General features: G+C 49.4%; 1 protein-coding gene. It reads left to right on the top strand.

All coding sequences use genetic code 11. The features are described 5' to 3' along the window. Positions 1-546, top strand: a 546-nt coding sequence (locus OKB81_RS20710; RefSeq protein ID WP_270805462.1) for a hypothetical protein, incomplete at its 5' end; no start/stop codon positions are given. Positions 547-609: the final 63 nt, after the last annotated feature.

A 609-nucleotide genomic window follows, 5' to 3' on the forward strand; every position in this document is an offset into this window, starting at 1 on the left:
TTAGCGACTAATCAGATCGCACAAACTGGACTGAGTTCCCTTCCTCCGGTGATCTACTATTCGGAACAGCTATTTAGTGCGCCGGTGTTTGAGTCATTCGACAGAACAGAGCAGGCCTATCGGCTCATTACAGATTTGATGCACCAGTACACAGATGATCGAACACTCAGGGTGCATCATTTACGGCACAGCTTTGCAAACTGGACATGGTTTCGACTGAATAGCGATCTTTTAGAAGTCGGAAGACGTCAACTTGGGATGTTCCAGGGGGAGTTTTTTTCCGACGCTGCGATCGAGCGCCTCTATCAGCGGTTAGGGTTCCGGGGGTATAGCCGAAAGGGACAGTATGTGCTTTGCCATCTACTGGGGCACGAGGAGCCGACGACAACGATAGGTAGCTATCTTCATCTGAAGGATATTGCTGGCTATCTTGCTATGGGGGCTCGAGAGCTGGCCCCTAAAAAATTACTGAATCATACATTGGGCCGCAGTAGCCTAGTTATCCGTAAGGATATAGGTGAAAACCTCGCAGGTAAGCGCCCCTAGATCAGCACCTGTTTTTCGGACAATACGCTCGTCACACTTAACCTCATCGTTTCTTCATCGAGG

Source organism: Aeromonas sp. QDB56 (assembly GCF_027705505.1).
GTDB classification, from domain to species: Bacteria; Pseudomonadota; Gammaproteobacteria; order Enterobacterales; family Aeromonadaceae; genus Aeromonas; species Aeromonas caviae.